Genomic DNA, 22,509 nt, shown 5'->3' on the forward strand with positions numbered 1-22,509 from the left:
CCGGGTTCCAAATTCACACCCCGTACCACTGCGGGGACACAGACGCTAGACGCCGCGTGCCCGCGTCAAAGCACAGTTTTGTGCTCAACTGCCACGTCCACGCGGTGGACCGAATAACAACTATCCTGCATCGTGTGGTGAAACCCGGCAACCGGAGCGCTGACCATGTTCGACAGCCTCATTCGCGAACAGCTCGACCACCTTCAGAACCTGATGGCCGACCAGCCGTTGCTGGTGCTTACGGGCGCCGGCATCAGCACGCCGTCGGGCATTCCCGATTACCGTGACACCGATGGGGTGCGGCGCGGTCGGCAGCCGATGATGTATCAGGAGTTCCTGAAAGCGCCCGAGGCGCGCCAACGTTACTGGGCACGGGCGATGCTCGGTTGGCCTCGGGTTCGGCAAGCGCGGCCGAACCAGGCCCACGAAGCCTTGGCCACGTTGCAGGCACAACGACAGATCGCCGGACTGATCACCCAGAACGTCGACACCTTGCACGATCAGGCCGGCAGCCCGGAGGTGATCGAATTGCATGGCAGCCTGCATCGGGTGCTGTGTCTGGATTGCGGCCAGCGCAGTGACCGGGACTCGATCCAGCGCCTCATGGAAGCGCAAAACCCCTATCTGGCGGGCGTCGATGCGGTTCAGGCACCCGATGGCGACACCCTGCTCGACCCGGCCTTCGTCGCGCACTTTCAAGTTCCCCGTTGCCCTCACTGCGAGGGCGAGCGAATGAAACCGGACGTGGTGTTTTTCGGTGAGAACGTCGCACAAACCACCGCGACCAAGGCCATGGCGGCTGCCGAACAGGCAGCGGGCATGCTGGTGGTGGGCTCGTCATTGATGGCGTTTTCGGCGTTTCGCCTGTGTCGGGTGATCGCCGACCGTGGCAAACCGCTGATCGCCATCAACCTGGGCAAGACCCGCGCCGATGAGTTGCTGGACATGAAAATAGAAGCGTCCTGCGAACAGCTGTTGCCGCTGCTCGCAGAACGCCTGAGCCAATTCAGGCCATTTCTGCCTGTTTGACCACGACCGGTTTCCGCACTTCAAACCGATCCGCCAGGAACGGTGTGATGTCCAGCGGCAACGCTTCGTTGTTCACCAGTTTGTCCAGCAACACCCCGGTGATTGCCGAGGTCAGGATGCCCGTGCGGAAATGCCCGCAGGCATTGAGATAGCCCTGAACCCCTTTCATCGGCCCGAGAATCGGTAACTCGTCCGGTGAGCCCGGCCGCAACCCCGCCCAGCAACGCTTGAGATTGATGTGTTCAAGCTCTGGAATGCAGCGGATCGCGCCTTGCACCAGACCATTGATTTCCGGGTAGGTGGTGGTCACATCGAAGCCTTTGTCTTCGGTGGTACTGCCGATCAGGATCTCGCCGTTGTCCTTCTGCGCCAGGTAGCAATCACTGGTGGTCAGGCAACCGCGCAGGATCTTGGGCATACGCTCGGTCAGCAAAATCTGGCCTTTGACCGGATTCACCGGAATGCTGATGCCCGTGGCTTTCAGGCTGAGTTCCGCGGCCCAGGCACCGGCGGCGTTGATCAAGGTGTCGCAACGGAACTCGCCGGCCTCGGCAGTCTGCACACCGACCACCCGCGAACCCTGGCGCAACACCTCAGTGACGTTGGTGTTGACGTACATGTCGACGCCATTCTGCCGGGCGCCTTCGGTGTAGGCATCCGCCAGACGGAACGGGCTGACCTGATGGTCGCAGAGAAACTCCAGCGCCCCGCGCGCCTCATGGCTGACGCTCGGCTCGGCCTCGCGCAGTGCGGCCTGATCAAGCCAGCGCACCTGATCGGCGAGGTGTGGAATGCAGGCAACGATGTGCTCGGCGTACAATCGGTCCTCATCGTCGTAGATCACGAATTTCAGCCCGGTTTTTTCGAACTTGAAGTCCATGCCGTGGTTCTCCTGCAACTCGCGGTGCAGGGCTGGATACATCGCATTCGATTGCAGGGCAAAGTCAAAGAACGAATCCGGCAGGATGTGCGGCGTGCTGGAGTCGACCGCCACCGCCGTGCCCTGGGTTTCGCGCTTGCGGTTGGCCGACATCATGCGAAAAAAGATCACCCCGCAGCCCAGCCCCACCGATTCGCCAATCGCCCAGAGGCCGCCGGCCGACGCGCGGGTCGCGTTGCCAGGGCGCTTGGCGTCGATCAGTGCGACTTTCAGGTTTTTGCGTTTCGACAGTTGATAGGCACAGGAAGCCCCGATCACACCACCACCGGCAATCACCACATCGTAGAACTTACTCATGATTCAACGCATCCGTGCCGAGGTTCTGGAAAGCCGAAAAAGGAATCGGCTCGATTGGGAAACGCGGGCGCAACCAGCCCACATCCTGACGCCCGGTGGCGTCACGCAAGCGGTCGCTGCAATAGCCGACGCACATCCGCCCCTGACAGTCGCCCATACTCACCCGCGTGCGCATTTTCAGGCTGGCCATGTCCTCAACACCTTGGGACAGCGCCCGATCGATATCGGCGCGGGTGGCGTTTTCGCAGCGGCAGATCACCGTGTCGGCAGCCGGCAACGCCGTTTGCCCGGCACCGCGCTCGGTGTAGCGATCCACCGCCGCGCGAAAGCGCACGATGGACTTGAGCTTCGCCAGATAGCGGTCACGCAATTGCAACGCACGGTCGACGTCCAGCACACCACGTTGCATGAGGATTGACAGCGCGGCGATCCGTCCGCTGAGCATGGCCGCCTCACCGCCACGAAGCCCGCCCATGTCGCCGGCCAGGTGGACGTGCGGTTCACTGCTTTGCTGCCAGATATTGGCCGTGGCGCGCAGGTAACCGTCATCGCTGAAGCCATGTCCCAGGCCCATTTGCTGACTGAGTTGGGTACGCGGAATAAAGCCATAGCCCACCGCCAGGGTCTGCGCCGCAACCTGCTCGGTGCGGCTCAGGTCTGGCTGCCAACTGCTGGAATACGGTGCGACCGTCACACTGCGCAACTCGCCCTCGCCTTGCGCCTCGACCACGCCCCAACCGTAACGCATCGCGATTCGGTACAATTTCAGATAGGCGAGCATGCTCAGCCCGTCGAGAAACAGCTGCGGCTTGTTCAGCAGTGCCAGGCTTTCCTTGGCGATCTTGCCGAAAGCGCAGGCCTCGAACACACCGGCAACCTTCACCCCGGATGCATGCAATTGACAGGCAACCAGCGGCAACAACGGACCGGTACCGGCGATCACCACCGGGCTTTGCGGCTTGACTACACCACTCTTGATTTGCAGCTGTAAACCGCCCAGCAATATCACTCCCGGCAAGGTCCAGCCGGGGAACGGTACGCTGCGCTCATGGCATCCGGCGGCAAGCAACAATTGCGGGTAGGTGATTTCCTGCAAGCGTTCGTCAGCGTCCAGCATGACCAACGCCCGAGTCCCTTCTGCACCAATGACCCGAGTGTTCAAACACACATCGATCAGCGCACAACGCGCCTGAAAGTCGCCATGCAGCCTGGCCAGAGCTTCGGCGTAACGCGGCCCCAGATAGTCCAGCTGCACGCCGTCACGCAACGGCCCGCGATAAACCACCCCGCCCAGTCGGGAAGCCTCTTCGAGCAACGTGCAGTGCACGCCATGTTCGGCCAGTTCAATGGCCGCCGCCATACCCGCCGGGCCACCGCCGACGATTACCGGATGCAGGCTCATAGCGCCTCCCGCTCGGCAATACGGTTGACCACCGTTTCGACCTTCATGCCCGGCTGCACCAGAGTCTGGCAGGCGCGGCGCTTGTGTCGGCCGTTGATTTTCACCAGACAGCATTGGCACACGCCCATGCCGCAATAGGCACCGCTGATCTGGTCGTGATCGTTGCGTGCGACCTGACGCACGCCGAGGGATTGAATGACCGTCAGCACGGTTTCGCCAATCGCGGCGCTGACCGATTGGCCATTGAGTTCGATGGTCATATCCGCCCGCACAAGCGGCTGGATATCAAAGGTGCGGTCTAGGCGTTGCATTGCATAGTTCATCCATGAAAGGGTTGGGTAAAGGTTGCCAGCTCCATGCCGCACCAGGCTCTGTACGAAAACTGCCTGCGCGTCGACCAGGCTGCGTTAAAAACAGGCTCGGAATGCTCATTTAGGGGCCTAAACTCCGCTTCCTCGCCTGTTTTTGCCTTGCCTGATCGCCGCTCGGCGAGTTTTCGTACAGACCCTACACCTTGCAAGTCGGTTGATCCGCAAAAAATGCGCCGACCTGTACCGGTAACTCGACAACGCAACATGCGCGCACCACGGCAATGTAGCCGATGCCATGCGACAGACCTGGAGCGCATACGTTAGGAGTTATTTCACAGGACAATATTGATCCAGGCCAGTGAAAGCCCGGACTCATCCTTTTTTGCAGAACGAGATGATGCGCGAGAGGCGCATCAGTTGGAGAAAACGTATTGCCCCTTGACCTTTTTCGGACCGAAAAAGGCGAAGTCCGGAAACAGCAAAGACTTCAGGCGCATTACGAAGAACAGCATGCCCAATGTGTACACGGCACCGGCGGTGGCCACCAACGGTGCCTCGGAAAACCCCGAGAGCAATCGCGGCAGCTGAGAAATCGTCAGGACGATATAGATGGTGTAAGCCTGCGCCGAGTTTCTGTAGAAGCCATAAGCAAACAACAGCGGAACCACACCGGCAATCGCTGCCAGGATAATGCTCGCTTTGGGCCCTATGTTCGCTCCGAGCAAATACCCCAGCACCGTGCCCAGCAATGCCTGAATAAAACTGATGGTCACCAGCGTATTGATTTTGCGGTAATGCGCCTCGTACAGATCCTGATCCGGATACGCGGCGATCCAGTAGGCGAGCACCCGGTCCTTGATCTCGCCTCCGGCAAACGCCTTGAAGGTGTCCGTCCTGGAGCGGCCTGCTTCAAGCATCTCCTCCAGCTGTCGTTTGATTTTCTTTCTGTCCAAGACACTTCCCCTTCGCGGATTCAGGCACAGTCGTTATCGGCCAACGCTAGTAGAGCGTCAGCATCTTGTCCATCCGTGGCCAGCACCTGAAAACGGCCACGTCTATCAAGGTAAAAAGCAAAAAATCGTGTCACCTTGCCCTGCGTTTCCAGCATCGGCTACTTTCGTTTAGAGCTTCCAGGCAACGTATGGCTAGATGATATCAATGATTGTCTATATAAAAGTTTTTTCAGAAACCTCACGGGCATTTCTTGGCACACTGCCGCCCTGTGTATTTCATTTACTCTCAGGCAAGCCCCATGACCCGAATCCTGACCATTGAAGACGACGCCGTCACCGCACGGGAGATCGTTGCCGAGCTGAGCAGCCATGGCTTGCAGGTGGACTGGGTCGCCAATGGTCGAGAAGGCCTGGCGCGAGCGGTGAGCGGTGACTACGACCTGATCACCCTTGACCGCATGCTGCCGGAGCTCGATGGCCTGGCGATTGTCACCACCTTGCGAACCATGGGTGTGTCGACGCCGATTCTGATGATCAGCGCCCTGTCCGACGTCGACGAGCGTGTTCGCGGCTTGCGCGCCGGCGGCGACGATTACCTGACCAAACCCTTTGCCACCGACGAAATGGCCGCCCGGGTCGAAGTCCTGCTGCGACGCCAGAACACCGTCAAGGACTACACCACGACCCTGCGCGTGGCCGATCTCGAGCTCAATCTGATCAGCCGCGAAGCCAGCCGCGCCGGGCAGTTGCTGAGCCTGCTGCCCACAGAATACAAACTGCTGGAATTTCTGCTGCGCAATACCGGGCAGATACTCTCGCGGATGATGATTTTCGAAGAGGTCTGGGGCTATCACTTCGACCCGGGCACCAACCTGATCGATGTACACATCGGACGTCTGCGCAAAAAGATCGACCCCCCGGGCCAACTGCCGCTGATACGGACTGTGCGAGGCTCGGGTTATGTCATTGCTGAACCCGTCTAAAGGCTGGCGGTCATCCAGCAGCCGTTTGCTGGCGCTCTACAGTTCGCTGTTCGTGGTCTGGAGCGGCCTGCTCATGGGGGTGATGTATTACGAGGTTTCCAGCTACCTGGAGAACCTTGCCAAACATTCGCTGATGCAACGCCAGCACCTGTTTTCGCGTTTCCACGGCGAGCAACTGGATGAGGCGCTGATCGCCAGCATCACCTTCGATCAGCGCGGTATCGACGCCTACGGGCTGTTCGACGAGCAGCATCGGCCCCTGCACGGACTGATCCGCAAGATCCCCGCAGGTCTGCCGCTGGACGGCAAGATCCATGAACTGCCCGACTGCGCCGACCCGGATGACGCCAGCATGCCGTCCGACAGTTGCGACGCGGTGGCGACTCACACTCTGGATGGCCGCTGGCTGGTTCTGGTGCGTGACAACGGTTCGTTGTTCGCGGTCACGCGGATCATCCTGTATGCACTGTTCTGGGGAGTCTCGCTGACCATTATCCCCGGCATCGCCGGTTGGCATCTGTTGCGCCGTCGGCCGTTACGGCGCATTCGCGCCCTGCAAGCGAGTGCCGAAGCCATCGTCGCCGGTAACCTGAACCACCGTTTGCCGCTGTCCAGCCGCCGCGATGAGCTGGACATGCTCGCGGCCATCGTCAACGCCATGCTCGAACGCATCGAGCGGCTGGTGAACGAGGTCAAGGGAGTTTGCGACAACATCGCCCACGACCTGCGCACCCCGCTCACCCGGCTACGCGCGCAGCTTTACCGCATTCAGCAGCAGGCCGCCGAAGGGTCCGCCGAAGCGACACAACTGGATCAGGTGCTCGCCGAAACCGACACCCTGATGGCGCGTTTTCGCGGCTTGCTGCGGATTTCCGAGCTGGAGGATCAACAGCGGCGTTCGGGTTTCGTGCTGTTCGATCCGTTGCCGTTGCTGCAGGAACTGCATGATTTTTACCTGCCGCTGGCCGAAGAAGGCCATCTGAACCTGAGCCTGCAAACGCCGCAAACCTTGCCAGCGCTGACAGGCGACCGGGCGTTGTTGTTTGAAGCCTTGTCGAACTTGCTGAGTAACTCGATCAAGTTCACCCCGGCGGGCGGTCAGGTCATTGTGCGGGCGAGCGATAACGCCGGCAGCACACGCATCGAGGTACTCGACTCCGGTCCCGGCATCCCTGCGGACAAACGCACGGCAGTGTTTCAACGTTTCTATCGCGTGGACGACAACGCCAAAAAAGGAGGTTTTGGCCTCGGATTATCGATTGTCGCGGCCATCGTGAACCTGCATGGGTTCACCCTTGATGTCGGCAGCAGCGAACTCGGCGGTGCCCGCCTGACACTTGATTGCCGCCAGCATTTACTGCCCGCGGATTGATGCGGATCGCCAAGATCGCAGCCTGCGGCAGCTCCTACGGATTTGCGTCGGCGACGCTGTTCAGGAGTCGGTTCAGCGTTTGAAGAGATTGAACCAGGGGCTATGCTTGAGTTTTTCACTTCCAGGGAGGTAACCGGCCATGACTGCCACATCTGCTCAAACACACTGCGCCCTATTGGTCATTGATGTACAAAACGACTTCACTCCGGGCGGCCGTCTGGCGGTACCCGAGGGCGATCAGATCATTCCATTGATCAATCGCCTGGCCGGTCAATTCACCCAGGTGATCATCGCCCAGGACTGGCATCCAGCCGGGCATGCCTCGTTCGCTTCCAGCCACCCCGGACGCGCGCCCTATGACGTCATTGAGCTGCCTTACGGCGCCCAGACCCTGTGGCCGGAGCACTGTGTGCAAGCCACTGGCGGCGCCGAACTGCACGCCGAGCTGAACCTGCCCCACGCCCAACTGATCATCCGCAAAGGCTGTAACCCGGACATCGACAGCTATTCGGCGTTTCTGGAGGCGGATCGCACAACCCCCACCGGATTGGCCGGGTACCTGAAGGAACGCGGCGTCGATACGATTTTCATGGTCGGACTCGCGCTGGATTTCTGCGTGATGTTCTCGGCGCTGGACGCCCGGGCAGCCGGGTTCAATGCCACGGTGGTGCTGGACGCCTGCCGGGCGATAGACCTGAACGGCTCGCTGGCCTCGGCAATGGAGCAGATGGACCAGGCTGGCGTAGGGTTGATCACCGCTGCTGAAGTTTCCGTTTAAACCCTGGAAACATGACGAAGGAGCCCGTAGCAGCTGCCGAGCCCGCGAGGCTGCGTTCGAGGACGAAGTCCTCGCAAATCCTGTGCACATGGTTTGCCTGGGAGAACGCGTTGCCTGACTTTACGACTGCTGCGCAGCCGAACGCAGCCTCGCGGGCTCGGCAGCTGCTACGGATTGCGTTACGGCCACAACAGTAGGCTCAGGCCGGGGTCGGCAACCACAACCGGAACCTCGCCCCGCCCAGTGGCGAGGTTTCGGCCGTCAGCGTGCCATCCTGGGCTTCCAGCGCCCGACGGCTGATCGCCAGGCCCAGGCCAAACCCGCCCGTGGCGCGGTCGCGGCTGCGGTCCAGCCGATAGAACGGCTCGAAGATCCGCTCGCGTTCGTCTTCCGGAATGCCAATACCGTCATCGTCGACCCAGATTTCGCAGCCTTTGGGGCAGACCTGCACACCGATTTGAATACGTTTTTCGCAGTAACGCATGGCGTTGCGCAGCAGGTTCTGGATCGCTCGGGCGGTCAGGCGCGGGTCGAGGCTGAAGCGTTCGAGTTGGCCGTGCAGCATGACGTCGATGACGATGTCCGGCGACTCCAGTTCTTCATCGACGCTGCCCAGAATGCTGTCGATGAACTCATCCAGCGACACCTCCACCTGCTCCGGCACCCGTACCGGATTTTGCAGGCGACTGTAGGAGAGCAATTCCAGCACCAGCTCATCCAGTTCACGAATGTGTGCAACCAACCCCTGCAAACGCTCGCGGCTAGCGGCCGGCAAGTCGTCGGACAGCGCCAGTGCCAGGCCAAAATCCAGTCGGGTCAGCGGTGTGCGCAATTCGTGGGACACCGCATTGAGCAAATCACGTTGCTGGTTCAGGAGGTTTTCGATATCGCCGGCCATGGTGTCGAAAACATTGGCCAGGCTGCCGATGTTCGAACTCGGCGGAATCTGCGTGCGCTCGCTCAAGTGGCCCTTGCCGAAGCGCTCGGCAGTATTTTTCAGACGTTCCAGGTCGCGCCAGTGCGGCCGCAGCCAGATCAGCAGGCAAGCCAGCAGCGCCGCACCGATCAGTACGTTGATGCTCCAGTACAACAAATTGACGTCCAGCGGATCCGGTGGCACCACCAGCTTCACCGACAGCTGTTCGTCCAGCGGTGAGACCGCCAGCGTACGCCAGCCCCAGTCGCCCATGCGGATGACCTTTTCACCGCGCTCCAGACGTTCACGTTCGTAGGGTGTGAAGTCCGCGTCGTCATTGCGCACCAGCACCACATGCAACGGGCTGAAGTCTTTGTCCAGTTGCGTCGCCAGGCGAGTCCATTGCTCGCTCGGCACCGCGTGAAACTGCTTGACGATCAGGTTCTGCAAGCCTCGGGACTGATCGAGGTTGTAGTTCTGGAATCGCTCATGAAAAGCCTTGATCACCAGATCCGGGATGAAATAGATCGCCGCGCTGAAGGTGACGATGGTGATCAGGTAGAGGCGGATCAGAATGCGCAGCATGGTTTCAGCATTCCCACTCGGAGCGACTAAACAGATAACCCTTGCCCCACACGGTCTTGATCTTGCGCGCTTCGCCGGCGTGGTCATCGAATTTGCGCCGCAGCTTGGAGATCGCCACGTCCACCGAGCGGTCGGTGCCGTTGAATTCGATGCCGCGCAGGCGTTGCAGAATCTGGTCGCGGCTGAGCACTTCACCGGCGTGGCGCGCCAGCACCACCAGCAGGTTGTATTCGCCGCTGGACAGTTCGACCAACTGCTCGCGCCAGATCACGGTGCGCTCCGACAGGTCGATACAGAGGTTGCCCATGAGGATTCGGTCGCTGGCGGTCTGTGGTTCGTTCAGGCTGCTGCGCCGCAGCAAGGTCCGCACCCGTGCCAGCAACACGCGCGGCTCGCAAGGTTTGGTCACGTAATCGTCGGCGCCCATCTCCAGCCCCAGCACCTGGTCGTGACTGTCGTCGCGGGCCGTCAGCATGAGAATCGGCAGGGTCGCCGAATCGGCGCGCAGCAAACGACAGACTTGCAGGCCATCGAGGCCCGGCAGCATCAGGTCGAGGATCACCAGATCCGGAGGGTTGATTCGCGCCCGTTCGCGGACATGGTCGCCACGGCTGATCACGCTGACCTGATAGCCATTGCGTTCAAGGTAGCTGGCAATCAATTCAGAGAGCGCGGAGTCGTCTTCGACCAGGAGGATGTTGGGCATGGGTGTTTCCAGAAAGTGCAGTGGCGCTTGATAAACCGCTATCGCGAGCAAGCTCGCTCCCACAGTTGATCGTGGATGTTCACAACATCGTGTTCACATCAAATCCCTGTGGGAGCGAGCTTGCTCGCGATAGCAATCGACCCGTCGCAATAGAAATCAAGCGCCCAAGGATATACGCCCTCACGCGCGCATGAGTAAAACCCTTACACAATTTCACACAGCGCCTACAAAGCTTCACCGCTACCCTCGCCTGCGCCCAGTAGGATGCTGGGGTCATTATTGGGGTATTCACATGTTAAAGAACCTGTTTGCGAAGCTCGGCCTGATTGCCTTGGCAATGACGCTGAGCGCGTGTGACAAGTCCTCCACCGCCGAAGAAGCAGCGCCGCTGGCCACCGTCCGGATCGAAACCATCTCCGCCGGGCCGCTGTCGATCAGCAGCGAACTGAGTGGGCGGATCGCCGCACCACGAATCGCCGAAGTCCGCGCCCGGGTGGCCGGCGTCGTGTTGCAACGAACCTTCCGCGAAGGCAGCGACGTCAAACAGGGCGACGTGCTGTTTCGCATTGATCCGGCACCGTTCAAGGCAGACCTGGACAGCGCCCAGGCGGCGCTGCGCAAAGCCGAGGCCAATGCCTTTCAGGCGCGCTTGCAAGAGCAACGCTACGCGCAACTGATCGAAGGCAACGCCATCAGCGGTCAGGATTACGACAACGCCCGCGCCGCCGTCCGGCAGACCGCCGCCGACGTCGCGGCCAATCAGGCGGCGGTACAACGGGCGAAACTGAACCTGGGTTACGCCACCGTCACCGCACCGATTTCCGGGCGCATCGGTCGTGCGTTGGTCACTGAAGGCGCGCTGGTCGGGCAGAACGAAAGCACGCCCTTGGCGCTGATCCAGCAATTGAACCCGATCCACGCTGACCTGACCCAGTCAACCCGCGAACTCAACGAGTTGCGCCGGGCCTTTCGTGCCGGGCAGTTGCAGCAGGTCGGTCAGGATCAGGCCAAAGCCACATTGATTCAGGATGACGGCAGCCTCTATCCGTTGCCGGGCAAGCTGCTGTTCGCCGACATCAGCGTCGACCCGAGCACCGGCCAGATCATCCTGCGTAGCGAGTTCCCCAACCCGGACCTCGACCTGCTGCCGGGCAGTTTCATCCGCGTGCGCCTGGAGCAAGCCGTCAACCAGCAAGGCATCAGCGTGCCGCAACGGGCGATCCTGCGTGACAGCGCCGGCATTGCTCAGGTGCTGCTACTCGACGCCGACGCACGCATCAGCCAACAACCGGTGCAGCTTGGCCAGGTGCAGAAGAATCGCTGGATCGTTACCGGCGGCCTGAAATCCGGCGACCGCATTGTCATCGAAGGCCTGCAACACGCCCGTCCCGGCGAAAAAGTGCAGATCGACGACACCCCTCTTCCACTTGCCCAGGCAACCGGGCAGTAGGCAGGACGCAGACTTTATGCCGCAATTCTTTATCGACCGCCCGGTGTTCGCCTGGGTGGTCGCGCTGTTTATCCTGTTGGCCGGTGCGCTGGCCATCCCGCAGCTGCCCGTCGCGCAGTACCCCAACGTTGCGCCGCCAAAGGTCGAGATCTATGCGGTGTACCCCGGTGCTTCGGCGCAAACCGTCGATGAAAGCGTGGTCAGCCTGATCGAAGGCGAGCTCAACGGCGCTGACCATCTGCTGTATTTCGAATCCCAGAGCAGCCTCGGCACCGCCACCATCACCGCAACCTTTCAGCCTGGCACTGATCCGGAAATGGCTCAGGTCGATGTGCAAAACCGCCTCAAAGCGGTCGAGTCGCGCCTGCCGCAAGCAGTGATTCAGCAAGGCTTGCAGGTCGAGAAAGTCTCGGCCGGCTTCCTGCTGTTGATCACCCTCACGTCCAGCGACGGCAAGCTCAATGACGTGGCGCTCAGCGATTATCTGGCGCGCAACGTGATGAACGAGATCAAGCGCCTGGACGGCGTCGGCAAGGCCCAGCTGTATGGCGCCGAGCGGGCCATGCGGATCTGGATCGACCCGCAGAAACTGATTGGCTTCAACCTGACCCCGGCCGACGTCAACGCCGCGATTGTTGCGCAGAACGCCCAGGTCTCGGCCGGCAGCATCGGTGACTTGCCGACCCGCACCACTCAGGAAATTACCGCGACGGTGCTGGTGAAAGGTCAGCTGTCGACCCCCGAAGAGTTCGCCGACATTGTGCTGCGGGCCAATCCCGACGGTTCCACGGTGCGCGTGGGCGACGTGGCACGGGTCGAAATCGGCAGCCAGGAATACCAGTTCTCCACCCGCCTCAATGGCAAGCCGTCGACCGCCGTCAGCGTGCAACTGGCGCCCGGCGCCAACGCCTTGAGCACCGCAACGCTGGTGCGCGAGAAGATGGACGAGCTGGCGCGCTACTTCCCGGCCGGCGTGGAGTACAAAATCCCGTACGACACCTCGCCGTTCGTCAAAGTCTCGATCACCAAAGTGATCTACACCCTCGGCGAGGCGATGTTGCTGGTGTTCGCGGTGATGTTCCTGTTCCTGCAGAACATCCGCTACACGCTGATCCCGACGTTGGTGGTGCCCGTGGCGTTGATGGGCACCTTTGCCGTTATGTTGGCGCTGGGCTTCTCGATCAACGTACTGACCATGTTCGGCATGGTGCTGGCGATCGGCATTCTGGTGGACGACGCCATCGTCGTCGTCGAGAACGTCGAGCGGATCATGGTCAACGAAGGTCTGTCGCCCAAAGAAGCCACGCGCAAAGCCATGAGTCAGATCACCGGGGCGATCATCGGCATCACCCTGGTGCTGGTGGCGGTGTTTATTCCGATGGCGTTCATGCAGGGCTCGGTCGGAGTGATTTACCAGCAGTTCTCGCTGTCGATGGCCACTTCGATCCTGTTCTCGGCGTTCCTCGCGCTGACACTCACCCCGGCACTCTGCGCCACGCTGCTCAAACCGATCGCCAAGGGTGAACACCACGCCAAGGGTGGTTTCTTCGGCTGGTTCAACCGGCGCTTCGAGCAGATGACCGAGGGTTATCAGCGCTGGGTGGTGTACGCACTGAAACGCAGTGGCCGTTTTCTGCTGGTTTATGGCGTGCTGTTGATCGGCCTGGTGTTTTGCTTCAGCCGCCTGCCCTCGTCCTTCCTGCCTGTTGAAGACCAGGGTTACACCATCACCGACATTCAACTGCCGCCGGGCGCGAGCAAGAACCGCACGGTGCAGGTGGTCGAGCAGATTGAAGCGCACAACGCAACCGAACCGGGCGTCGGCGACAGCACGGTGATTCTCGGTTTCAGTTTCTCCGGCAGCGGCCAGAACGCAGCCCTGGCGTTCACCACGCTCAAGGATTGGTCGGCACGTAGCAGTGATGATTCGGCGGCTTCGATTGCCGACCGCGCCAACATTGCGCTGAGCCAGATCAAGGACGCCGTGGCCTTCTCGGTGCTGCCGCCTCCGGTTGACGGCCTCGGTACGTCGAGCGGTTTCGAGTTCCGTCTGCAAGACCGTGGCGGCCTTGGCCATGCCACGCTGATGCAAGCACGCAGCGCGTTGCTGGCGGCCGCCGAGAAGAGCCCGATCCTGATGAATGTGCGCGAAAGCGCCTTGGCTGAAGCACCGCAAGTGCAACTGGAGGTCGACCGCAAACAGGCCAACGCCTTGGGCGTTTCGTTTGCCGATATCGGCAACGTGCTGTCCACCGCCGTCGGTTCGGCGTACATCAACGACTTCCCCAACCAGGGGCGGATGCAGCGGGTAGTGGTTCAGGCTGAAGGTGATCAACGCAGTCAGATTGACGATTTGCTGAAAATCCATGTGCGCAACAACGCCGGAAAAATGGTGCCGTTGTCGGCGTTCGTCCAGGCCAAATGGACCCAGGGCCCGGCGCAGCTGACGCGCTATAACGGTTACCCGGCCATCAGCATTTCCGGTGAGCCGGCGCCCGGTCGCAGCACCGGTGAAGCGATGGCGGAAATCGAGCGCCTGGTCGCCCAGGGGCCGGCGGGACTGGGTCAGGAATGGACCGGGTTGTCGTTGCAAGAGCGGCTGTCTGGCAGTCAGGCACCGATTCTGCTCGGTTTGTCGTTGTTGATCGTGTTCCTGTGTCTGGCGGCGCTGTACGAGAGCTGGTCGATTCCGACCTCGGTGCTGTTGGTGGTGCCGCTGGGTGTGCTCGGCGCGGTACTGGCCGTGACCTTGCGCGGGATGCCCAACGATGTGTTCTTCAAGGTCGGACTGATCACCATCATTGGTCTGTCGGCGAAAAACGCGATCCTGATCATCGAGTTCGCCAAGAGCCTGTACGACGAAGGCCATGACCTGATCGACGCCACGGTGCAAGCCGCGCGCTTGCGCCTGCGGCCAATTGTCATGACCTCGCTGGCATTCATCCTGGGCGTGGTGCCGTTGGCGATTGCCACCGGAGCGAGCTCGGCTAGCCAGCAAGCCATCGGCACGGGTGTGATTGGCGGGATGATCACCGCGACCATGGCGGTGGTGTTTGTGCCGGTGTTTTTTGTGGTGGTGATGAGATTGGTCCGCAAGCGACATAAGAACATCTGCACAACATAAATCAACTGTGGGAGCGAGCTTGCTCGCGATAGCGGCATAAAAGCCAACATGGATGTTGGATGTTACGGCCTCATCGCGAGCAAGCTCGCTCCCACATTGGTTCTCATCAATCTCACCCTTGTGGTCACAACGGACCCCGCTGGGCTAAGGTGTTGCAAAGCCCTGACGTATCGAGCCTCCATGCCACACCTCCTGCGCACCCACCCTCGCCTGACCGCCGCCACCCTGCTGGGGGTGGCGGTCAGCATCCTGGCTCCGGCCGACTCACTCATCAGCAAGATCCTGATCGGCTGGAATTCCGGCGTCTGGACCTATCTGGTGCTGATGCTCTGGCTGACAGTGCGTGCGCGTGCCGATGACGTAAAACGCATCGCCGAAGTCGAGGATGAAAACGCCGGGGTGGTGCTGCTCATTGTCTGCATCGCCGCGATTGCCAGCCTCGCCACCATCACCCTGGAACTGGCCGGCAGCAAGGACCTGGAAACCAGCCGAAGACTATTGCACTACGGCTTCACCGGGATGACAGTGATTGGTTCGTGGTTGTTGGTCGGGGTGATCTTCAGCGTGCATTACGCACGGCTGTTCTACACCTGGGACGGCAAGGACCCGGCGCTGCGTTTTGCCGAAGGCCTGCTGACCCCCAACTACTGGGACTTTCTGTACTTCTCTTTCACCATCGGCGTGGCGGTACAAACCTCCGATGTCGGGGTCGCCACACGTAGTTTGCGCAAGATCGTGCTCGCCCAGTCACTGATCGGTTTTCTGTTCAACACGGCCATCCTGGGTTTTTCGATCAATATCGCCGCCGGGTTGTTCAGTTGATGTAATGCCTTTCAACTAGCGGTTATATATTGTTGAAATAACATTCACACCTATAAAACCTCCCACTGACCGACCCTGTAAAACATCGACTGTAAACTGGTATATCTGACAGTTTACAGAATGACTCTACTGAGCTCTGATCAGTTAATCCATAAGTTAGCGATGGTTACCTATTTATGGATTCTTTGTTAATTGCCAGGGAGAAAGCAATCATGAACGTAGCCGCAAAAAAAACCAGCACACAAGACTACTTCGACGTCACGCTGGAAGATGCCGCCCCATTCCAGACCAGTGGAACGGCACTGCGCAGTAGCACTAGCCCGAACCGTGGTGAAACCTGGGTGGTAGAAGCCACTGAAAGGGATGGCGATGAAAAACGCCTGCGGGTGTTTTTGATCGTGTTCTCCAAGACGCTCTCCAACGGGAATCATAAGGTTGGCGAGGACAAACAAGGCCACGTTACCATTGAGCTCGTTGATTACACGGATCCACAGAACCCGACCAGCCAACTGGCGATATCTGGAGATATAAACTTTCAACTCGATGTCACAGGCAGTCGATTCTCAGGTGACTTTAACGTGCAGATCAAAAAGAAAGACACCCATGCTCACTCCACCGCGGCTGATGGACAATTCGATACCCTGTTAACCAACGCAAATCGCTGAGCACAAAAAAGCCCTGCTTCGATAGAGACAGGGCTTTACGACTGGGCAGCGATAAAAAATTATTCGCCCATTACCACTTGAACTGCACACCTACCGTCCCGCCAATCGGCATTTCGATGTTGTTGCCGTTCATGTACTCGACCTCGGCGTGTGCACTCCAGCGGTCTGTCAGCTTCAGGGCAACCCCTGCACCCACTTCAACACGCGACCCGGAGAGGTCATGGCTGAACGCATTGTCGTTGACCTTGAACTCTTCGCCTTTGGAAAACTCATGGGCCAGCGCTGCACGGACATAAGGTTGCAGCGTGCCACCGTTGGCCATCGGCATTTCACGACCTGCGGTCAGCCCCGCCTTGCCCACGAATGACCAGGTCCGGTCGCCCTTGGCCTGCATACCGTTGTCCAGATCATAATCCTGACCCTGAATGAACGCGGTCGACCAGCGAGTGAAGGGCTCGATGAAATAGCCATCATCGAGTTTGATATTCCGACCGAACTCTACGGAGCCGCTCACACCGGTGTTGCCGTAATCACCCTTGGATTGGGTGCCATCACTCATCGCAACCTTCGCCTTGTTCTCGAAACGGTTGAGCTTGAGGGTGCCATCAACGTAGTACCCACTCGCGTCATCCATCCAGGTCAGGTAGCTGCCCAGATAGTAGCTGTCGACGGTGCCGGAAGAACCGTGGCTCAAACTGAGATCCGACTGGCTATAGCCGGCCATTACTCCCAGCAACCATTGACCGTCGCCCAAAGGTGTATCGACACCCAGCGCGAAGCCTTGCTGCGTTTGCCGATAGCCATCGCCGAAAGCCCCACCGACGTTGTACTTGTTGCCATACACGCGGCTCCAGGCACCCGACTTGTCGGTGTTGAAACGCACTTCCCCCATGCGCGTGCGCAACGAGGCGTCTTCGCCGTACAACACGGTAAGCGGCGCGCCAAACAAGGCACTGACCACCTGAGTGGAAGGGCTGACAGTTCGCTTGGCCGGATCGAGGAACCAGTCTTTGCCGGTCGCATCCTGACTCAACCCATAGGAATACGTCCCCAGATCGACCGCGCCATCGGCATTGGCCAGCGAAAACCGCGCATCGCCACCTTGTGTGTGCACCACGGTGATCGGCTCGCCACTGGCTGGATCGACACCGCTGCTGGTGATCAACAGTTGATGGTTGCCGCTGGCGGTGCCGGTGACGTTCAGCGCATCGGTCTGACCCGTAGTGAAGTGGGTGCCCATGATAAACAGGCCGTTGCCTGACAGGTTGGTGACGTCCAGCTGATAGTAGGCATCCGCAGCACCGAACCGGACGGTGCCACCGTCCATCATGTTCAGGTTACCGACCTGACTGTTGCCGGTCAGGTTCCATTCGGATTGATGATCGATACCCACTGCGGCGACGTTTTCCATGCGCCCGGTCAACAGAGAACCTTGCTTCAACTGAACATTGGCGGTACTGCCCGCCTCGGCGATCACATCACCGGTCAGCGAGCCTTGATTGAAGTTGAGGTTGGCGGTGCTGTTGCCGGCCACCTGAGCATTGCCGTTCAGTGCGCTCCCACCAACATTCATGTTGACCGACGCCGCACCCTTCACTTCAAGAAGGGTGCCATTGCCGCCCTTGAGGGTCGAACCGTTCAGGACATGAATATCAGTGATGGTATTGGTCGCCCCGGCATTGTCCACAACAATGGCCGAGCCGGTTTTGCCTTCGACACTCGAGTTGTCCAGCACCAGTTGGCTGCCTTCGCCAGGCACTTCGACCTTGACCATAACACCGTTCTGGCCGCCGATGATGCGAGTGCCATTGCTGGCTGAAGCTTTGCTGCTGAAGAGCAACAACCCGGTGCTTGTAGCGCCGGTTCCTTCAACCATTGAGTTCGAAAGCGTGAGCGTACTGAAGGCGGTGACCCGCGCGCCCAGATCCTGTCCGCTAATGCGACTGCCGGCGACGGTGGCAGTAGACCCGGTAAGAGTACCTTCCACATGACCGACTTGCAGACCGTTTGTGATGCCAGAGAGGGTGCTGTTCGTAATCGTTGCGGTGCTGTTGATCAGTTCGACGCCAGCCTTGCGGCGGTCAATACCGTTCACCGTCGCCTTGTCGAGGTTAACGGTAGAACCGCTCTGGGCGGAGATTTGCTGAGTACTGCCGCCGTTGACATTTAGAGTCGACTGCTGAGCCGTGATGCCAAGAGCCTGACCACCGTTGACCGTCAACACAGCGTTACGAGCCAGCGACCAGGATTCGACATCTGCCGACGAATCAATGGTCAGACTTTCATCGACCAGATCCCGTGCGCTGGCATCGGTGGCCGTCAACGACAGCATGGCCAGGGACGACGCCCCCAATGCAATGACCAAAGGTTTCACGTTAAATCGAGGTTTCAACATAGCAGGTATCCGTCTGGTGGTCTTTCCAAACGAAAGACCCAGGTAATTCAGCAGGAGAGCGCACCTTCCCCATAGAGAGGTCGGCAGACTACGGACACATACGCTTATGGTATGTAGGACTAATCCATTATTTCAGCAGATAATTCCCTTCTAATAGCTATTGAAAAAGGCGGAAGCACTTATGCTTCCGCCCTGAGCCACACAGACTCAATCAGTTACTTTCGAATGGGCGTACCCTCGCAGTAGTTTTCATCGGAGAGCAGCTTCACTATCTTCATATTCACAGCAGACTTGGTTTGATTCGGCCCTACCAAGTACCAAACCTTGATGCAACCACTCAACTTTCCGGAACCCAGAGTAGGCTGAATAGGTTTTATACACCTTGCATAAGGCTCAATTACCACCTCAAACTTGTTACCGACCTCACCACCATTAATTTTATAAGATTTAGAAAAAGCCGTACTCGAAATTTCCCCTGTACCGTCTCGCTCCGTTGTACCAATAGACTCTACGATAATATCCGTGCCCACAGGTATAAGCAGCGGATCAAACTCAACGGTTACCGTTAACGAATAATCCATAGAACCCAGGCTTTCACAGTTGACATCGCCAAACCTGTTGAGTGGAATCTTCGGTTCAGGGAACTCGATGCCGACTTCATCAACCTGTACGGGTTGTGGCTCAGACGACAGTGTGTTGCGACCGCCTCCTTCCCTGATTTTCCACAAAGCCATTTTGTTCGCCCCTGGCACGATACTGTCAATAAGACTTGGATTAACCAGAGACCGTATTTCTGTCTCGCTCCCTAACAGAACGTCCTTTTTTACCAGTTTCCCGTCAAGCCACAATTCAAACTCTTCATCCCCCATCGGCGTCCATTCCGGGTCTCCGCCTGCATCCGTCTTCGCCATTGGTGTATATTCTTCGACATCACCATTACGGTCCTCCGACGTAATGTGATTAGGCGTTTTTGACTCGCCTTCCACGGTCACCCTGAGCATGTTCTTGTTAGTGAGATCGGGCAGTTCTCCTGTCGCTGGCCCCCTAACACTAAAGTCCACAACAAAGAGCGTCTCCGGTTGATTCGGATAGGTACTATTCCCACGTTTGTACACGTAATAAACCTTAGCCGGCACTTCGATCTCAGAGTCTCCGAACACAGGTTTAAGGTGTGTGTGGTAGAACATTTCGAATTGCAAGTCTCCCCGGTCCGCCAACTCTTTGGTATCCACCAGCAGCGGTGTTGCTCCCGCCTGGCCCTTTACGATATAGAGAGTGACCTGGTCATTTTTCCGACCATTCACCGGATACTTCACTTCGACGAATACGCGACTCTGAACGTCGTGAAGATCGATCGCACCGTCAATGGCTAACGGAACCACAGGGGCAGTGAGCACGGCATCAGGGTAGATATTCACGACTATCGAGCGGTCAAGAGAAACCCAACTGTCATTTCCAGCCAGGTCTCTCAGACGGTAGTAAAGGTAGAACGTTTCACTTTCCAGTGAGAGGCCCGCTACTGGTATCGAAAGTTGACCATTGCCTAAAGGCAGCGTCGTGACAAACCCCGACGGCGCTGTCTGTGAATAATCCTTGGAGAAGTAGACGTCGACCTTATCATCAACCACATCATAAAACTGATAACCGGTAGAAATAGAAAACTTTATTTCTGTATTACTTTCCAGCCACTGGCTGTCCAATTCCGCGTCCGGCGCTGGACTTACAAGAGTGGCCTTTACAGGATTATCGAATACACCACTTTGCTTGTTTTGATAGGGTGAGCATCTGTCAACCTGAATACCCAACCAGACCTTCGGGGTTGGATTGTCACTATCCCCGTTCCTGACAATCACAGCAACTTCATACTCTGTCGAGAATCTGCTGATCTCAGCATCAACTAACTTGGCGCTCGGTAAATTTACTTCACGTGGCCAATCACGAGTGGCGTCTACCGGCCCGAGATCATTTTCCTCAACAATATCCTCAGCTGACGAACCTTTCTTACGCAGCAAGACCTGATAATAGTCACGTAGATGGGGAGTATTGAGGTATGGAATCGGCATGACCTTGATATTTGTATTATCAAGAAGAGACTTCGGCACCAGATTGCCCCTGAGCAAGCCATCAATACTCGGCGGATCATTCTGAACAATGGGGTCGTCCATACGCCAGGAACGAAGCTGATCTCGGCTTTGTTCTGCCAATTCAAATGCGTTGAGTGATACCTTCCCCAGATCTTGTTTAGCCGTCATTTCATGTACTCCATCACTGATCACTGATTAGCCAATTTTGTGTGCTCAAGCCGATTCATGCCCAAGAACACATTGCCGTTCCCCGCTATTCATTGCATGTGCAACACCGAAGCGGATTTCTATGTTCGCAAGACTTCTGGAGTCGTCACTCACCATGCGTTGTTCAAAATTAAACGCTCTATCCCCAACGTCGGCTACTGTCAGATCTGACAGGTTTTGCGACCGCCTGTCGGTTTAATGCGACTTTTCCCACAACCTCCTTCACCGATGAGCTTGACGTTCACTTACGTTTGGTGTTTTCTGAAACCGGTTTCAGCGCCAGCCACAACAACTCAAACAACAAGGCTTTACACCGTGACTACTTTTTCCGCCGCCCAGCGCGGCCGCGTCACCATGCTTGATGTCGCCGAACACGCCAGGGTCTCCAAGGCCAGCGTGTCGCGTTTTATTGGTGAAGACCGGGCCTTGCTGTCGGATGCCACTGCCAAGCGCATCGAGCAAGCGATCAGCGAACTGGGCTATCGCCCGAACCAGATGGCTCGCGGTTTGAAGCGCGGGCGTACCCGCCTGATCGGCATGCTGGTGGCCGATATCCGTAACCCGTATTCGATTGCCGTGATGCATGGCGTGGAAACCGCTTGCCGTCAGCACGGCTACAGCCTGGTGGTGTGCAACACCGACCGTGACGATGAGCAGGAGCGTCAGCATCTGGCGGCGTTACGCTCGTACAACATCGAAGGCTTGATCGTGAACACCCTCGGTCATCACCTCGATGAACTGCGCGAGTTGCACCGTGAACTGCCGATGGTGCTGGTGGATCGCAAGGTCGATTTGCTCGACAGCGACCTGGTCGGGCTGGATAACCCGGCGGCGGTTGAGATGGCCCTTGCCCACCTTGAAGAACGCGGCTATCGCGACATCCTGCTGCTCAGTGAACCCTTCGACGGCACCAGCTCGCGGATTGAGCGGGTCAACAGCTTCAAGGCTCAAATCGATCAGCGCGCTCTACTGAGCGGTGCGGTGGTCGAAATCGGCAGCGACCTGAACACACGCCTGAAATCCTTCCTGACTACACCCGGCTCCGGTCCGAAAGCACTGTTTTGCGCCAACGGTATTGCCGCGTTGGCCGGCACCCGCGCCTTGCGCGAACTGGGCTGCCATCTGTTTGAAGACATCGGTTTGATCGCCCTGGATGACCTCGACTGGTACCCGCTGGTGGGCAGCGGGATTACCGCCCTCGCCCAGCCAACGGCGCAGATTGGCGCGAGCGCGTTCGAGTGTTTGCTCAAGCGCTTGCGTGGCGATGACGGGCCGGCGCGAAAACTGGATTTTGCGGCGCGGTTGATTGAGCGTGGCTCGACACGGCGGAAGTTGGTGTGATGCTTCTGACGCCATCGCGAGCAAGCTCGCTCCCACAAAGGCACCGAGATCAACTGTGGGAGCGAGCCTGCTCGCGATGAGGCCCGCAAGGTCACCACACAAATCAACGACCAACTATTTTTTTGAACAAAAATGAAACCGGTTTCAGA

General features: G+C 58.6%; 17 protein-coding genes. 9 read left to right on the forward strand and 8 right to left on the reverse strand.

Annotation, left to right across the window (positions count from 1 at the left end; translation table 11 throughout):
- The first annotated feature begins 165 nt into the window (after window positions 1-165).
- On the forward strand, window positions 166-1,029 hold the full coding sequence (locus tag BK659_RS09600) for an NAD-dependent protein deacetylase (protein WP_123424815.1): 864 nt from the start codon (window positions 166-168) through the stop codon (window positions 1,027-1,029).
- Here the strand turns inward: BK659_RS09600 and hcnC are convergent.
- The 4 genes from hcnC to BK659_RS09625 form a co-directional block, all read right to left on the reverse strand.
- Window positions 1,007-2,266, reverse strand: a complete 1,260-nt coding sequence (gene hcnC, locus BK659_RS09605; RefSeq protein ID WP_123424816.1) for a cyanide-forming glycine dehydrogenase subunit HcnC — start codon at window positions 2,264-2,266, stop codon at window positions 1,007-1,009. The two genes, BK659_RS09600 and hcnC, sit on opposite strands and share 23 nt — an antisense overlap.
- Entirely contained in the window at window positions 2,259-3,668 is a 1,410-nt protein-coding gene (gene hcnB, locus BK659_RS09610; RefSeq protein WP_123424817.1) for a cyanide-forming glycine dehydrogenase subunit HcnB, read from the reverse strand. The genes hcnC and hcnB overlap by 8 nt, the downstream gene beginning before the upstream one ends.
- Entirely contained in the window at window positions 3,665-3,979 is a 315-nt protein-coding gene (gene hcnA, locus BK659_RS09615; RefSeq protein WP_123424915.1) for a cyanide-forming glycine dehydrogenase subunit HcnA, read from the reverse strand. Before hcnA ends, hcnB begins: the two co-directional genes overlap by 4 nt.
- Before the next feature lie 413 nt (window positions 3,980-4,392).
- Window positions 4,393-4,932 (reverse strand): hypothetical protein, encoded by a 540-nt coding sequence (locus BK659_RS09625; protein WP_123424819.1) that lies wholly within the window; start codon window positions 4,930-4,932, stop codon window positions 4,393-4,395.
- Between the two features lie 299 nt (window positions 4,933-5,231).
- Here BK659_RS09625 and BK659_RS09630 point away from each other — a divergent pair, with 299 nt between their 5' ends.
- From BK659_RS09630 to pncA, 3 genes are all read left to right on the forward strand, one after another.
- Entirely contained in the window at window positions 5,232-5,915 is a 684-nt protein-coding gene (locus BK659_RS09630; RefSeq protein WP_123424820.1) for a response regulator transcription factor, read from the forward strand.
- Window positions 5,893-7,287: a sensor histidine kinase gene (locus BK659_RS09635; RefSeq protein ID WP_123424821.1), complete on the forward strand. Its 1,395-nt coding sequence runs from the start codon at window positions 5,893-5,895 to the stop codon at window positions 7,285-7,287. The genes BK659_RS09630 and BK659_RS09635 overlap by 23 nt, the downstream gene beginning before the upstream one ends.
- A 139-nt stretch (window positions 7,288-7,426) precedes the next feature.
- Window positions 7,427-8,065, forward strand: a complete 639-nt coding sequence (gene pncA / locus BK659_RS09640; protein ID WP_123424822.1) for a bifunctional nicotinamidase/pyrazinamidase — start codon at window positions 7,427-7,429, stop codon at window positions 8,063-8,065.
- 199 nt (window positions 8,066-8,264) lie between these two features.
- Here pncA and BK659_RS09645 read toward each other — a convergent pair whose 3' ends face one another.
- Both BK659_RS09645 and BK659_RS09650 read right to left on the reverse strand, forming a co-directional pair.
- Complete coding sequence (locus BK659_RS09645; RefSeq protein WP_123424823.1) at window positions 8,265-9,566, reverse strand: ATP-binding protein; 1,302 nt, start codon at window positions 9,564-9,566, stop codon at window positions 8,265-8,267.
- 4 nt (window positions 9,567-9,570) lie between these two features.
- On the reverse strand, window positions 9,571-10,272 hold the full coding sequence (locus tag BK659_RS09650) for a response regulator (RefSeq protein WP_123424824.1): 702 nt from the start codon (window positions 10,270-10,272) through the stop codon (window positions 9,571-9,573).
- Between the two features lie 292 nt (window positions 10,273-10,564).
- On the opposite strand from BK659_RS09650, the gene BK659_RS09655 reads away from it, so the two are divergent.
- The 4 genes from BK659_RS09655 (at window position 10,565) to BK659_RS09670 (ending at window position 16,333) form a co-directional block, all read left to right on the forward strand.
- On the forward strand, window positions 10,565-11,722 hold the full coding sequence (locus tag BK659_RS09655; RefSeq protein ID WP_123424825.1) for an efflux RND transporter periplasmic adaptor subunit: 1,158 nt from the start codon (window positions 10,565-10,567) through the stop codon (window positions 11,720-11,722).
- Window positions 11,723-11,738: 16 nt separating this feature from the next.
- Entirely contained in the window at window positions 11,739-14,846 is a 3,108-nt protein-coding gene (locus BK659_RS09660; RefSeq protein ID WP_123424826.1) for an efflux RND transporter permease subunit, read from the forward strand.
- Window positions 14,847-15,026: 180 nt separating this feature from the next.
- Complete coding sequence (locus BK659_RS09665) at window positions 15,027-15,668, forward strand: DUF1345 domain-containing protein (protein ID WP_123424827.1); 642 nt, start codon at window positions 15,027-15,029, stop codon at window positions 15,666-15,668.
- Between the two features lie 176 nt (window positions 15,669-15,844).
- Window positions 15,845-16,333, forward strand: coding sequence for a hypothetical protein (locus BK659_RS09670; RefSeq protein ID WP_123424828.1), 489 nt, complete (start codon window positions 15,845-15,847; stop codon window positions 16,331-16,333).
- A gap of 70 nt (window positions 16,334-16,403) precedes the next feature.
- On the opposite strand, the gene BK659_RS09675 is transcribed toward BK659_RS09670, so the two are convergent.
- Both BK659_RS09675 and BK659_RS09680 read right to left on the reverse strand, forming a co-directional pair.
- Window positions 16,404-18,728, reverse strand: a complete 2,325-nt coding sequence (locus tag BK659_RS09675; protein WP_259740235.1) for an autotransporter outer membrane beta-barrel domain-containing protein — start codon at window positions 18,726-18,728, stop codon at window positions 16,404-16,406.
- A gap of 215 nt (window positions 18,729-18,943) precedes the next feature.
- The gene (locus BK659_RS09680; protein ID WP_123424829.1) at window positions 18,944-20,980 is read right to left on the reverse strand and encodes a hypothetical protein; all 2,037 of its coding nucleotides are present in this window, start codon (window positions 20,978-20,980) and stop codon (window positions 18,944-18,946) included.
- Window positions 20,981-21,334: 354 nt separating this feature from the next.
- On the opposite strand from BK659_RS09680, the gene BK659_RS09685 reads away from it, so the two are divergent.
- Window positions 21,335-22,360 carry a LacI family DNA-binding transcriptional regulator gene (locus BK659_RS09685; protein WP_123424830.1) on the forward strand — a complete coding sequence of 342 codons (1,026 nt, stop codon included), beginning with the start codon at window positions 21,335-21,337 and terminating at the stop codon, window positions 22,358-22,360.
- Window positions 22,361-22,509: the final 149 nt, after the last annotated feature.

The organism is Pseudomonas brassicacearum, assembly GCF_003732225.1.
Classification (GTDB): Bacteria; Pseudomonadota; Gammaproteobacteria; order Pseudomonadales; family Pseudomonadaceae; genus Aquipseudomonas; species Aquipseudomonas brassicacearum_E.